11 protein-coding genes are annotated in these 13,258 nt (G+C 75.0%); 4 read left to right on the forward strand and 7 right to left on the reverse strand.

Annotated features, from left to right (window positions below):
* The first annotated feature begins 114 nt into the window (after positions 1-114).
* Entirely contained in the window at positions 115-1,575 is a 1,461-nt protein-coding gene (locus ACJTNH_RS15410; protein ID WP_458177141.1) for a hypothetical protein, read from the forward strand.
* A gap of 5 nt (positions 1,576-1,580) precedes the next feature.
* Here ACJTNH_RS15410 and ACJTNH_RS15415 read toward each other — a convergent pair whose 3' ends face one another.
* Entirely contained in the window at positions 1,581-1,970 is a 390-nt protein-coding gene (locus ACJTNH_RS15415; RefSeq protein WP_458177143.1) for an ArsR/SmtB family transcription factor, read from the reverse strand.
* Positions 1,967-2,623: an SRPBCC family protein gene (locus tag ACJTNH_RS15420; RefSeq protein WP_458177145.1), complete on the reverse strand. Its 657-nt coding sequence runs from the start codon at positions 2,621-2,623 to the stop codon at positions 1,967-1,969. The genes ACJTNH_RS15415 and ACJTNH_RS15420 overlap by 4 nt, the downstream gene beginning before the upstream one ends.
* 218 nt (positions 2,624-2,841) lie before the next feature.
* On the opposite strand from ACJTNH_RS15420, the gene ACJTNH_RS15425 reads away from it, so the two are divergent.
* Both ACJTNH_RS15425 and ACJTNH_RS15430 read left to right on the forward strand, forming a co-directional pair.
* Positions 2,842-3,768 carry an ABC transporter ATP-binding protein gene (locus ACJTNH_RS15425; RefSeq protein ID WP_458177147.1) on the forward strand — a complete coding sequence of 309 codons (927 nt, stop codon included), beginning with the start codon at positions 2,842-2,844 and terminating at the stop codon, positions 3,766-3,768.
* Positions 3,765-4,640 (forward strand): ABC transporter permease, encoded by an 876-nt coding sequence (locus ACJTNH_RS15430; protein WP_458177149.1) that lies wholly within the window; start codon positions 3,765-3,767, stop codon positions 4,638-4,640. Before ACJTNH_RS15425 ends, ACJTNH_RS15430 begins: the two co-directional genes overlap by 4 nt.
* Positions 4,641-4,795: 155 nt before the next feature.
* Here the strand turns inward: ACJTNH_RS15430 and ACJTNH_RS15435 are convergent, their stop codons facing one another.
* The 3 genes from ACJTNH_RS15435 to ACJTNH_RS15445 form a co-directional block, all read right to left on the reverse strand.
* Positions 4,796-5,398, reverse strand: coding sequence for a TetR/AcrR family transcriptional regulator (locus ACJTNH_RS15435; protein ID WP_458177151.1), 603 nt, complete (start codon positions 5,396-5,398; stop codon positions 4,796-4,798).
* Positions 5,399-5,403: 5 nt separating this feature from the next.
* The gene (locus ACJTNH_RS15440; protein ID WP_458177153.1) at positions 5,404-7,548 is read right to left on the reverse strand and encodes a beta-glucosidase; all 2,145 of its coding nucleotides are present in this window, start codon (positions 7,546-7,548) and stop codon (positions 5,404-5,406) included.
* A gap of 88 nt (positions 7,549-7,636) precedes the next feature.
* The gene (locus tag ACJTNH_RS15445; RefSeq protein ID WP_458177155.1) at positions 7,637-9,130 is read right to left on the reverse strand and encodes a phytoene desaturase family protein; all 1,494 of its coding nucleotides are present in this window, start codon (positions 9,128-9,130) and stop codon (positions 7,637-7,639) included.
* 348 nt (positions 9,131-9,478) lie between these two features.
* On the opposite strand from ACJTNH_RS15445, the gene ACJTNH_RS15450 reads away from it, so the two are divergent.
* Complete coding sequence (locus tag ACJTNH_RS15450; RefSeq protein ID WP_458177157.1) at positions 9,479-9,610, forward strand: hypothetical protein; 132 nt, start codon at positions 9,479-9,481, stop codon at positions 9,608-9,610.
* 92 nt (positions 9,611-9,702) lie between these two features.
* Here ACJTNH_RS15450 and ACJTNH_RS15455 read toward each other — a convergent pair whose 3' ends face one another.
* Positions 9,703-11,277 carry a DUF222 domain-containing protein gene (locus tag ACJTNH_RS15455; protein ID WP_458177159.1) on the reverse strand — a complete coding sequence of 525 codons (1,575 nt, stop codon included), beginning with the start codon at positions 11,275-11,277 and terminating at the stop codon, positions 9,703-9,705.
* Positions 11,278-11,684: 407 nt separating this feature from the next.
* Positions 11,685-13,220: a DUF2252 domain-containing protein gene (locus ACJTNH_RS15460; protein ID WP_458177161.1), complete on the reverse strand. Its 1,536-nt coding sequence runs from the start codon at positions 13,218-13,220 to the stop codon at positions 11,685-11,687.
* Positions 13,221-13,258 lie beyond the last annotated feature (38 nt).

Raw genomic sequence — 13,258 nt, forward strand, 5'->3', positions numbered from 1 at the left:
TTTGAGATCCTCTTTTCGGTGTTGTTTGGTGTTGTCTGGGGGGGGGCGGGCGGGGCGCGCGCGCCCGCCCCCCCCCCCCCCCACCGGCCCGCCGGGTCGGGCAGGATCGCTCGGATGAGCGAGGAACAGCGCGGCGTCGTCTTCCCGGCCGGCCCGGACGGACGCCGCAGCACCGCGACGCTCGGCCGCGCGGTGGTCGCCGATGCTCTGCGCCCGGTCGACCCGACCGGGGCGCGGGCGGCCGAGCAGGAGACCAACTGGCGGGCCGGCTACCTGGCCCACGTGCGCCGCACCGTGGAGGCGGGGCTCTCCACCCGCGAGGCCGCGCTGTCGATCGCCGGGGCGGGGCTGGACTCGCTGCACGCCCGGATGCGGGTGGCCGGGCCGGACGGCGAGCACGACCTGGCCGCCCTGCGCACGGCGCCGGGCGAAGAGCGGCTGCGCACCGTCGAGCTGCGCGGGGAGGCCGAGCCCGAGCGCGAGCTGTCACTGCCCTACCGCGGTGCCCGCCTGCGCGGCGACGACCTGCACCGCCGGCTCGCCGCGTGGGTCGCGGCCGGGGTGGTCGAGCCCAGCTGCGCCGAGGCGGTGCGCACCGTCGCCGACCACCCGCAGTGGCTGGCGCTGCCCGACCACACCGTGGCCGTGCTGGGGGCCGGTGCGGAGATGGGGCCGCTCACCGCGCTGCTCCGCTGGGGCGCCCGGGTGGCCGCGGTCGACCTGCCGCGGCCGGCGTTGTGGCAGCGGGTGCTGGACACCGCCCGCCGGGGCGCCGGCACGCTGCTGGTGCCGACGAGCGCGGACGGCGACCTGGCGAGCACCGCCGGCGCCGACCTGATCGCCGGGGTCCCCGAGGTCGGCGACTGGCTGAGCGACCTGCCGGGCGTGCCGGTGCTCGGCAACTACGTGTACGCCGACGGGGCCACGAACGTGCGGGTGTCCACGGCGGTCGACGCGCTGACCCTGCGGCTGGCCGCGGCGCGCCCCGATCTCGCGCTGGCGTTCCTGGCCACCCCGACCGACGTCTTCGCCGTCCCGGCCGAGGCGGTGGAGTTCTCCGTCGCGGCCTACGCGCGTCGTCCGCGGACGGCGAAGCTGCTGGGCCGCCCGCTGCGCACGCTGTCGGCGGGGCGGCTGCTGGCCCGCGGTTACCTGCCCGGCGCCGACCCGGGGGTCAACGACAGCCTGGTGCCGCAGCAGGGGCCGAATTACGCGCTGGCCAAGCGGCTGCAGCGCTGGCGGGCCCAGGTCGCCCGGGCGGCGGGCGGCACCGTGTCGATGAACGTCGCGCCGCCCACCCGCACCCGCTCGGTGGTCAAGAACCGGGCGCTGGCCGCCGCCTACGCCGGGGCGCACCGGTTCGGTGTGGAGGTGTTCGAGCCTGCGACGTCGAACGTGCTGATGGCCGCGCTGCTCGTGCACGACCTGCACACCGGCGGCGGCCCGGCGCACGCCCACCCGTGGCAGGACGAGGCGTACGCCGCCGCGCACGGGGGGCTCTGGCGCAGCCCGTACGCCCCGCGCAGCGCGCTGGGCCTGGCCGCGGTGCTCGGGGTGGCCGGCGCCCGGGGCTGAACCGGTCAGGCGGGGCGTCGGCGGTCGATGGCGGGGCGGTCCGGGTGCCCGGTCGCGGCCGGGCTGGTCCGCCGGCCCCGGGCCACCTCGGTGGCCAGCGCGTCCAGCGGCTGGGCGAACTGCGCCAGCGGGTCGAGGAGCCCGGACAGCCATGCGCGGGCGGCGTCCAGGCCGCCCGGGTCGAGTGCGTAGACCCGCCGCGTCCCCTCGGCGCGCACGGTGACCAGGCCGGCGTCTCGCAGCACCCGCAGGTGCTGCGAGACGCCGGGCTGGGAGATGGGCGCACGGGCCTGCAGGGCGGCGACGATCTCACCGGCCGATCGCTCGCCTGTGGCGAGCAGTTCCAGGACGTGTCGCCGGACCGGGTCTCCCAGCGCCTCGAATGCTCCGGTCACCGTGCTCCTGGCGCGTCCTCGGGTGGGGTCGTGTAGAAGTCGACGGTACGGGCCGCCGCCTCGTGCGCCGGCCCCGGCTCGTCGCCGTCGGCGACCGCGGCGTCGGCCCAGCCGGTGGCCGCCCGCCGGACGAACTCCCGGCCCTCCGGTGACACGGGGAACGCCAACGCCTCGGCCGGGTCGACCGGGGCACCGCTGCGCAGGTGGACGTCCAGCCCCATCAGGCCCAGGTCCCAGCCGACGCCCACCGCGCCGGGCCCGAACTGCCCCCACATCTCGGGGTCGACCGGAGCCTCGTGCAGCAGCTCCAGCTCGGTGCCGGCGGCGGCCGGGGTCAATCGGACCTGCAGCCAGGACACCATCGGCCCGTACTCCCAGGTGACCGAGAAGGTCTCCGGTGCAGCGCAGTGCTCGACGGTGCCGCCGGCGTTGCCCTCGAGCTGGTAACGGCCGCCGACGCGCAGGTCGCCGCTCACCGGCAGGAACCAGCGGGGGAGTCGATCAGGGTCGGTCACGGCGGTCCAGAGGTCTGCCCGGTCGGTCGGGTAGGTGCGGCGGGCGACCGCGATCCGGGTGGGCGTGCCGTCCCGGGAGCCGGTGCGGACCTCTCGGGTCACCAGCCCGACGGAGGCGGCGGCGTCGGCGATGGTCATGAGTCCTCCTTCATAAGCAGAGACTTATACTAGGACGGTAGCCTCGCGGCCTCGGTCCGACAAGCCCGTGCGGCCTCGGCTCTCAGGGGTCGCTCAGGGACGCCGGTCAGGGCCGGGTCAGGGTCGGTTCAGGGCGCTCCCCGATGTCGTGGGCACGGTTGCGCCGACAGGCTCGTCGGCATGGACACCACCTCCTCCGCCCGCCCCGGGGGGACGCTGTGATCGTCGCCCGGGGACTCACCAAGACCTACGGCTCCACGACCGCCGTCGACCACCTGAGCTTCACCGTCGAGCCAGGCCGGGTCACCGGCTTCCTCGGCCCGAACGGGGCCGGCAAGTCCACGACCATGCGGATGATCCTGGGCCTGGACCGGCCCACGTCGGGCAGCGCCACCGTCAACGGGCGCAGCTACGCCGCCTCCCCGGCACCGCTGCGCGAGGTCGGCGCACTGCTGGAGGCGCGGGCCCTGCACCCGGGCCGCAGTGCCCGCGACCACCTGCGCTGGCTGGCCGCCAGCAACGGCATCCCGCGCGCCCGGATCGACGAGGTGCTCGACCTCGTCGGTCTGGAGGCGGTGGCCGACCAGCGGGTCGGCCGGTTCTCCCTCGGCATGGGGCAGCGGCTGGGCATCGCCGTCGCGCTGCTCGGGGACCCGCCGGTCGTCGTCCTGGACGAGCCGGTCAACGGGCTGGACCCCGAGGGGATCCGCTGGGTGCGGAACCTGGCCCGGGAGCTGGCCGCGCAGGGGCGCACCGTGCTGGTCTCCAGCCACCTGATGAGCGAGATGGCCCTGACCGCCGACCACCTGGTCGTCGTCGGCCGCGGCCGGATGCTGGCCGACTGCTCGATGAGCCAGTTCATCGCCGACCACGCCGCCTCCTACGTGCGGGTGCGCAGCCCGCGGACCGCGGAGGTCGAGACCCTGCTCCGCCAGGCCGGCCTGGACGTCGACCGGCAGGACGGCGAGCTGCGGGTGCAGGGGCTGGACGCCGCCGGCATCGGCGAGCTCGTCGGCCGGGCCGGGCTCCACCTGCACGAGCTGACCCTGGTGCAGTCCTCGCTGGAGGACGCCTTCATGACCCTGACCGCGGACAGCGTCGAGTACGCGGCCCACCCGACCGAGACCGCAGGAGCCCTCCGATGAGCGCCACCCCGACCGCCAGCGCGGCCCCGCCGCGACCCGCTGCGCCCACCGGCCCGGACGTCGTCCGGCTGGACCCGAACCGGCACGTGCCCGGCGTCAAGCGCCCCGGGTTCGCCCAGGTGCTGCACGCCGAGTGGGTCAAGTTCTGGACGGTGCGCTCCACCGGCTGGTCGCTGGGCCTGCTCTTCCTGCTCGGCGCCGGACTCACCACGCTCATCTGCTGGGCCGTGGCGGCGGACCTGGCCGCGGGTGACACCGGGGAGTCGCCCGCCTCGTTCATCACCTGGGGTCTGCTGTTCTCCCAGCTCACCGCGATCGCACTGGGCACGCTGGTGGTCACCAGCGAGTACGGGACCGGGATGATCCGGGCCTCGGTGACCGCGGTGCCCCGCCGCGGCCGGGTGGTGCTGGCGAAGGCCCTGGTGCTGGCCGGGGTGCTGTTCGTCGTCGGCGTGGTCACCGCCTTCCTGGGCTACCTCGGCGGCAACTGGTTCCTCGACCGCGAGGGCATCGGCCTGGCGCTGTCCGACGACGGTGTGCTGCGCGCGCTGATCGGCAACGGGCTCTACCTCGCCGGCCTGGGCGTGTTCGCCCTCGGCGCCGGGTTCCTCATCCGGAACACCGGTGCGGCACTGACCGTGGGCATCGCGCTGGTGCTGATCGTCGGCAACCTGGCCTACGCGCTGCCCGGCACCTGGGGCGAGTGGGTCGCCAAGCTGATGCCCGGCAACGCCGGGGGATCGGTCGCCCAGGTGGCTCCCTTCACCGGGGGCGCCGTCCTCGCACCGTGGACCGGCTTCGCGGTCTTCGCCGCCGAGGCGCTCGCCGTCCTGGTCGCCGGCTACGTCGTCCTCCGCCGCCGCGACGCCTGACGAAGGTCGAAGGACCCCTTCCTCCCCACCTCCGCACGCTCAGGGCGGTGCCCTGGAGAGGGCCTGACCCCACGCCTCGCACGCTCGGCGTGGGCATCCCGGCAGAGCCGACGGCAGTACCCGGAGCCGCTACGAGGCCCCGGGTACTGCCGCGTTCAGGGGAGGAGCAGCGCGACGGCGCGGTCCCATTCGCGCACCAGGTCCACCTCGTCCGGCGTGCGCAGCCACTGCTCCTCCAGGCCGCCCATCACCGCGAGCAGCTGGCGGGCGGTGGAGGCCGGGTGGGCCACGTGCCCGGTGACCAGCCGGGTGAAGGTGGCCAGCACCCGGGCGTCCCGATCGCGGAAGTACCCGTGCGCGGGGTGCTCCTCGAACAGCGACTCGGTGCGCAGCATCGAGTACAGCCGGACGATCTCCGGCTGGCTGGTGTTGCGGACGACGACCGCCCGCAGCACCGCCAGCGTCTCGGCCACCGAGGAGCCGTCCAGGTCGTCCAGGCCGGCACCGAGCTCACCGGCGACGGCGGCGGCGTCCCGGCGGTCGCGGTCCTCCAGCAGCGCCACGAGCAGCCCGTCCTTCGATCCGACGTGGTGCAGCAACCCGGCGACGGTCAGCCCGCAGGCATCGGCGACGGCGGCCACGCTGAACCCGTAGTAACCGCGCTGCCCGACGATCCGGGTCGCCTCGTCGAGGATCTGCCGCCGCCGCTGCTCCGGCGTCCACCGGCTGCCCGGGCCGCGCGGGCGGGGCTCAGCCACGCCGGTCAGCCGAGCCGGAGGGCGACGGCCTGCGGGTCGGTGGCGTGCGCGCCCACCTGCAGCTCGACGTCGGCGGCGTCGGGCAGCACCCGCTCGCGGCGGTCGTCGTCCCAACGGGCCAGCGCGAGCAGGCTCACCGGCACCTGGACCAGGACCGACTGCCCGGCGGGGACGGCGACGCTGCGGAAGCCGACCAGCATCCGCTCGCCGGCGTAGCCGCCGGTGCCGGTGCGGCCGTAGACCTGCACGACGTGCCGGCCGTCGCGGTCGCCGGTGTTGGTCACCGTGGCGGTCACGGTCGACCCGTCGGCGGTCACGTCGCCGATGGTGAACGACGTGTAGGACAGCCCGAACCCGTGCGGGTACGCGGCCTCGACGCCGAGCCGGTCCAGCAGCCGCTGGCCGTGCCACCGGTCGTAGGTGATCGCGGTGGCGTCCCGGTCGAAGAAGGGCAGGTGCTCCTCGCTGGTCGGCACGCTGAACGGCAGCCGGCCGGCGGGCTCCGCGGCGCCGGTGAGCACGTCGCCGAGCGCCGGGCCGCCCTCCATGCCGGCGTACCACTGCAGCAGGACCGCCGGCACCTCGCGCCGCCACGCCTCGGTGAGCACCGGGCCGGCGGCGACCATCGTGACGACGGTGCGCGGGTTGGCGGCCACGGTCGCCCGGATGACCTCCTCCTGCTCCGGGCGCAGTCGCAACGAGTCGCGGTCACCGCCGAACCCCTCGCCGGCGGTCATCACCACCTCGTCGCCGGTGGCCCGCACGCCGTCCGGCCGCGGTGGGTAGAGCGCGAGCAGGTCCGGGTCGTTCATGGTGTCCGAGCCGACGTACTCGCCCTCGTCCTCGGCGGTGAACCCGGCGACGACGATCGCGACGTCGGCCTGCCGCGCCGCCTCCCCGGCGGCCGCGGGGTCGTCGTCGGCGACGTGGACGACCCGGGCGCCGGGGAAGGCGGCGGTGATGCCCTCCAGCGGCGTGGTGCTGTGCGGCGGGCGGACGTCGGAGGAGCCGTGGTCGCCCTGGTTGACCTCGGTGGCCAGCCGGCCGATGACCGCGATGCTCGAGACCGCCGCCGGCTCCAGCGGGAGCAGCGGGGCGCCGTCGACCGGCTCGTTGCGCAGCAGCACCATGGCGCGGGCGGCCACCTCGCGGGCCAGCGCGCGGGCGTCGTCGTCGGCCATCAGCTCGGGACCGAAGGCGCCGTCCTCGCGGGCGGCGTAGGAGCGCAGCATCGCCGCGATCATCCGGACGCCGGAGCGTTCGACCGCTGCCGCGTCCACGTTGTCGGGGGTCAGCGCCTGGGCGCGCTGCTGGCGGAAGGGCTCCTCCAGGTCCAGGCCCGCGGCCAGCGAGGCGGCAGGGTCGCGGAGGCCCCAGATGAAGTCGCTGACGGTGATCCCGTCCCAGCCCCACTGGTCGCGCAGCACCTCGGTGAGCAGGTGGTGGTTCTGCCCGGCCCACTCGCCGTTGACGGAGTTGTAGGCGCTCATGATCGCCGCGACGCCCTCGTCGACGGTGCGCTTGAAGTGCGGCAGGTAGACGTCCTGCAGGGTGGCCTCGTCGATGGTGACGTCGACGGTGAAGCGGGCGTTCTCCATCGAGTTCAGCGCGTAGTGCTTGGCGCAGGCCATCACGTACCGCTGGGTGCCGCGCACCAGCGCCGCGCCCATCTCGCCGAGGTGGAAGGGGTCGTCGCCGTAGGTCTCCTGCGCGCGGCCCCAGGCGGGGTGGCGCAGCAGGTTGATGCAGACGCCGCCGAAGAAGTTGCCGCCCACGGCGCGCACCTCCCGGCCGATGACCTCACCGACCCGCTCCTCGAGCTCGGGGTCCCAGGTGGCGCCGCGGGCCATGGAGACCGGGAAGGCGGTGCCGTTGCCGGAGACGCAGCCGCGCGGCCCGTCGACGAACTGGGTGCCGGGGATGCCGAGGCGGGCGACGGCGCCGTGCGGGATGGGCTCGGTGTTGTAGCCGCCGGTCAGCATCGCCAGGAAGCCGTCCCAGAACTCCCAGTCGCCGTCGAGCAGGCCGAGCCGCTCGTCCGGGGTGAGCCGGTCGAACAGCTGCCGGGCCTCGGCCTGGACGTCGGCTCCGCCGCGGACGGCGGCGACGGCCTCGTCGAAGGCGGTGTGCTGCTGAGCGTCAGTGCTCACGGGGGTCCCCTCGGTGCTACCTAGTGGTCTGTAGGTAGTGCGGATCCTAGCCGTGCGCCGCCCGGCCGGCGCACTCAGCCCGGCGCACTCAGGCCGGTCCGACGAGCCCGGCCACGATCTCCGCCGAGAGCGTGACCAGGGGCAGCCCGCCGCCGGGGTGCGCGGAGCCGCCGACCAGGAACAGGCCGGGCACGGGGGAGGCGTTGCCCGGGCGGAGGAACGCCGCCCGCGCGCCGTTGCTCGACGTCCCGTAGATCGACCCGCCGGGGCTGGCCGTCTCCCGCTCGAGATCGGCCGGGGTCCGCACCACGCGCCAGCGCACCCGGTCGCGCACGTCGAGCCCGCGCGCGGCCAGCACGTCGAGCACGCGGTCGGCCTGCGCGTCGGCGAGCCCGGGGGAGGTCCAGTCGACCCCGGTGCCCGGTTCGTGTCTCGGTGCGTTGACCAGCACGAACCACGACTCGCTGTCGGCGTCGGGCCGGGTGGCCGGGTCGTCGGGAGCACTGACGTAGACGGTCGGATCGGCCACCGGCCGCTTCGCGCCGTTCCGCCCGAAGAGCGCGTCGAACTCGGCGTCGTAGTCGGCCGGGAAGAGCACGGTGTGGTGGGCCAGGCCGGGCGTCCTGCCGCGCAGGGCCAGCAGCAGCACCAGCCCGGAGGACGACGGCGTGACCCGGCGCAGCGCGCTGCGTGGTCTGCGAGCGGGGGCGCCGGGTGGCAGGAGGTCGCGGTAGAGGGCGGTGGCGTCCGCGTTGCTGACGACGACGTCGGCCGGCACCCGCTCCCCGTCGGCCAGTCGCACGCCGGCGGCCCGGCCGCCTGCGATCAGCACCTCGGCGACGGGGGAGTCGGTGCGCACGGTGGCACCGCGCTCCACGGCCCGGTCCGCGACCGCCTCGACCAGCCGGCGCAGCCCACCGGGGACGTACCAGGAGCCGTGGGCCTGCTCGGCGTACGGCACGGTGAGCAGCGCGGCGGGGGCCCGGCGCGGGTCGGAGCCGGAGTAGGTGGCGTAGCGGTCCAGCAGCATCCGCAGCCTGGGATCGGTGAGGTACCGGCTGCCGAGGCCGCGCAGCGTGCGGCCGGGGGCGATGGTGCGCAGGTCGGAGGTCTGCCGGGCCAGCCTGAGCAAGGTGCCGGCGCCGGCCAGCGGGGAACGCAGGAACGGCTGCTCGGTGGCCCGCCACATGGCCTCCGCGCGGTCGAGCAGCGCGGTCCACTGCGCACCGCCGCCGGCGCCGAGGGCCTGGTCCAGTGCGGCGGGGATGCGCTCGCGGTTGCCGGGGAGGTCGAGCGTCGTGCCGTCGGCGAAGCGGTAGGCGACGGCCGGGTCGAGCCGCTGGAGCTGCAGGACCTCGTCCAGTGGGGCGCCGGTGGCGGCGAAGAGGTCGCGGAGCACCTGGGGGAGGGTGACCAGGCTGGGGCCGGTGTCGAAGCCGTGGCCATCGCGCTCGAACCAGCCCAGCTTCCCGCCGACCACGGGGCCCTGCTCCAGCACGGTGACCGTGTGACCGGCCGTCGCGAGCCGGGCCGCGGCCGCCAGCCCACCGAGCCCGGCGCCGATCACCACCACCCGGGCCACGAGCCAACCGTAGCTGCGGTGGGTGCCGGCCCGGATCACCGCCGGTGAGCCGGTCGCGCTCCTCACCGCCGCCCAGCGGCGGGGGCGGTCAGGAGTCGCTGTCCAGGTGGGCCAGCGGGGTGGTGCCGTCCCAGGTGGGCGGCGGCGTGATCCGACGGATGGTGAGCAGGGGCGGGGCCGGGTCGGGCGGGTCGGTACCGGTCGGTCGGGTCGGTCGGGTCGGTACGGGTCGGTACCGGTCGGTCGGGTCGGTACGGGGGTCGGTGCGGGTCGGTACCGGTCGGTCGGGTCGAACAGGTGGACCGCCGCACGGTGGCCGGCCGCCGAGACGTGGGTCAGCGTCTCCTGGTGGCACACCCCCTGCGGGTGGGCGAGCAGGTCGACCGGGTGGCCGAGCACCTGCTCGAGGGTCTGCCGGGGCCGGACCGCCGGAGTGACTGCTCGCCGAGGTGGTTGCTCGTCGAGGTGGTTGCCCATTGAGGTGATTGCTCGTCGAGGTGACCGCCCTGTCGACGTGTCCGCATGTCGACAGGGCGGCATGCGGACACGTCGAGACCTCAGGTACGAGCGGGTCAGAAGGGCGGCGGGTCGTCGCCGGGTGCATCGGTCGGCGGTTCGGGTCCAGTGGGTGTCCCGGCCGAGCCAGGGCCGGGCCCCGCCGGCTCGGGTTCTCGTGGTCGGAGGCCGGGTGGTCGGGTGGCGCGGGTGACCCCGGAAGGGGTGGTGACCTGCAGGGTGCCGTCGGGGCTCATGGCGAATCGCCATCCAGGGGCGAAGGTCTTCAGCCGGTGGTGGGAGCGGCACAGGCAGCAGAGGTTGGTGCAGTCGGTGGTGCCGCCGCAGGAATGGGCGGTGACGTGGTCGAGGTCGGCCATGCCGACGCGTTGACCGCACGTGGGGAAACGGCAGTGCCGGTCGCGGGTCGTGACGAACGCACGCTGCCGGGGGGTGGGCTGGTACCGGTCGGTGGGTGGCGGTGCTCCCAGCAGCGGGCAGCCGCAGGGCACGCCATCACCTGCGGTGCGGTCACCCTGGCCGCTGCCGGAGGTGGCGGCAGCGGTGTTGGGGTGCCGCGGGCAGCCCCGCTGCGCCAGCCGGGTGAGCTCGGCGGGGGTGAGGGTGGCGAGCAGTTCCCCGTCGGGGCCGGTGATCGCGTAGTCGAGGGTGCCACCGTCGGGAGCGGTGAGGCCGAGCGCGCCGATCCGGGCGAGGAGGTCGCGCAGGTGGGCGGCGGTGATCGGCAGCCCGTTCACCTCACCCGGCGCAGGCCCGCCTTCCAGCGCCTCCAGGGCAGCGGTGATCGTGAGGTTCGCGGCGACCAGCGGGAGGCCGTGGTCGGCGGGGCGGAGGATCAGCGCCGCGGCCACCAGCGTGCGCAGCTGACCGATCGGCCGCTCGTCGCCGTCGGCCTTGAGCATCCGGGCCAGCTGGTCGAGCAGGTCGTGCGCTGCGGCGGCCTGATCGGCGGGCAGGTCCACCGCCAGCACCGCCCGGCCGTCTGCAGGCGAGGGGTGGACGTGCACGTCAGCGGCCTTCTCGGCCTCCACCCGCGCCTCTTCGGCGGCCTCGGCATCCAGCTCCAGGAGGAGTTCGGTGGCCCGCTTGCCGAGCTTGGTCACCGACAGGTCGTGGGCCTCACGGAGCAGCCGCTCCTCGACGCGGGCGGCGACGTCGCGGGGAGCGGACTTCAGCGCGTCCGCCAGCTGTTGCGCCCGCCGCTCGTCCAGCTCCCCGGCCCGCAACGCAGCGAAGGTCGCCGGCAGCCTCCGAGCCCAGGTCAGGGCGCGGGTGAGCCGGATCGCCGCCGTTCCCCGCCCCACGTTGAGCACCGCGGCCAGCTCGGCGGTGAAGAACTCACTCACCTCACCGTCGTCCGGCTGTCTGGTCCACCCCGCCCGCCGCGCACCCGGGGCGTCAGGGGCGGGATCGGTTGAGGCGGGACGTGCGCCGGCCAGAGCGAGGATCAGCTCGGCCTCCTCCGCGGCGACCATCGCCCGCCGACGCTGCAGCCCCTGCAGCCGTGCTGCCAGCAGGTCATCAGGCCACTCCGACGCCGGCACCGGGCCTTCGGACTCCGGGTAGCGCAGCTCGAGCACCACGTTGGCCGACCGTGTGCGGGGAGGAGCACCCGCGGCCGCCATCGTCATGAACCGAAACTAGGGGAGGGGTACGACAGTTCTGGCCGCGCAGAATCGGCGCGATCGGCCTCCGCCGCGATCGGCCTCCACCGCGATCGGCCTCCACCGCGATCGGCCTCCACCGCGATCGGCCTCCACCGCGATCGGCCTCCGCCGCGGTCGAGCTCCGCCGCGAACGAGCTGGGCAGCAGGGGCTCGGCAGCAGGGAGGGCTCGGTGGCAGGGGCGAGGTGGGTGGGGCAGCCACCGTGCTGCGTGGTGGTCGACACCCTCGCCGCCTCCACCGACTCCGGGGTCGACGGGGTCATCGCGACCACCGGTGGCGATGACCCGGATCCGGGTCATCGATGACCTCGACCCGCTGCGCCGGCACCCCAGCCGTCTCTTGCTGCAGCACGACGCGACGGGCACCGGAGGTCAGCGGTAGACGACGTCCACGTTCTGGAAGGCGCCGAGGGCGTGGTCGGCGACGAAGTGCTCGTGGTCGCGGCGGACGCGGTCGGCCGCCTCCTCGGCGAAGCGCAGGACGTCGTCGACGAAGAGGTCGCGGCCGCCGATGGCGTCGAGGATGGCCGGCTCGACGTCGTAGTCGACGTTGCCGCTCTCGTCGGACATCGCGTGCGTGTGCGCCAGCACCCGCCCGCAGATCTCCGCGTACTCCTTCCACTCGCCCGTCGACAGCGAGCCCAGGCTGATGTCGTCCCGGAACGGCGCCCGCTCCCGCACCATGAAGCTCTGCCCGTCGATGTCGACGCTGCCGTAGAAGACGTCGCCGTCGACCAGGTGCACCCGCTGCGCGTGCCGGATCCGGTCGGCCTGCGCGTCGAGCTCGTATCCCGACGGCGGCACGAGCCCGGCCAGCGCGGACCGGCGGGCGCGCTTGAACTCCAGCAGCAGGTCGTCGGTGCCGTCGTCCCGCACCCCGGCGACGAGCACGAAGTACCGGGTCAGCCCCAGCGACGCCGTGCCGGCGCCGCGCCGCTCGGCGACGTCCTTCACCCGCATCCGCCCGGCCCGCTCGGGGACGGCCACCTCGTTCTCCGCGACGTAGCGGTCGACGACCTCCTGGAACTCGGCCCGGCGGCTGCTGACCGGCACCAGTTCGTCGTCGGTGCGGAACCCGCGGCGGGTCTCGTCCAGCAGGTCCTCGGCCAGCCACTCGGCCCGGCTGGTCTCCAGCGTGCGGGAGATGAGTCCCGCGATCAGCGGCGGGGCGTTGTCCAGCCGCAGCTGCTCGGTGTGCTCCCGGCCGTCGGCGGCGTAGGAGGCGATCCCGTCGACGTAGCCGCGCACGAACCGGCGGGCGACGGCGAGCTGCTTCTTCCGGCTCAGGTCGCCCTTCTCCGCGGCGCCGAGCAGGAAGCCGACGGCGCCGCGCTTGAGGTCCCAGGTGAAGGGGGCGTAGTAGGCGTCGTCGAAGTCGTTGACGCCGAAGACCGGCACGTTGTCCGAGCTGGGCATCACGCCGAAGTTGCCCGGGTGGACGTCGCCGAGGGCGAGCACGGTGGGCAGCCGGGAGTCCTCGCCGACCAGGTCGCGGTAGAAGAGCAGGTTGGTGCCGCGGAAGAAGTGGAAGACCGAGCCGGCGAGCTTGTCGAACTTGTCGCGCGCCTCCAGGTCACCGGTGGCGATGCGGGTCTCGTGGTCCTCCCGCACGGTCTCGCGGACGTGCACCCGGCGGTCGTTGCCGCTGAGCATCCGGGGGATCAGCACCATCTCACCGCGCGCCCGCGCCTCGGCCAGCAGGCGGAAGGCCTCGACCCGGGAGCAGACCGGACGGCGGCCGTCGCCACGCACCGTGGCGTCGCGGTCGCCGTTGCGGTTGCCGTCGGCGGCCGGTCGCAGGTGCTCGAGCAGCTGCTCCTTGGTCATCGACGAGCGCCCGGGCACGTCCTGCTCACGAGCGCGGCGCAGCAGCTCGGTACGGGTGGCGGACTCGAGGTCGGTGTCCATGACCTGCGCCTACCCGGCACCCGCCCCGCCGCGAAACG

This window comes from Modestobacter lacusdianchii (genome assembly GCF_054177765.1).

Bases quoted from the DNA above. Each gene is read 5' to 3' on its own strand.
- ACJTNH_RS15430 (WP_458177149.1), top strand. From the start codon at position 3,765: ATGAGCGCCACCCCGACCGCCAGCGCGGCCCCGCCGCGACCCGCTGCG.
- ACJTNH_RS15420 (WP_458177145.1), bottom strand. From the start codon at position 2,623: ATGACCATCGCCGACGCCGCCGCCTCCGTCGGGCTGGTGACCCGAGAG.
- ACJTNH_RS15455 (WP_458177159.1), bottom strand. From the start codon at position 11,277: ATGACGATGGCGGCCGCGGGTGCTCCTCCCCGCACACGGTCGGCCAAC.
- ACJTNH_RS15410 (WP_458177141.1), top strand. From the start codon at position 115: ATGAGCGAGGAACAGCGCGGCGTCGTCTTCCCGGCCGGCCCGGACGGA.
- ACJTNH_RS15460 (WP_458177161.1), bottom strand. From the start codon at position 13,220: ATGGACACCGACCTCGAGTCCGCCACCCGTACCGAGCTGCTGCGCCGC.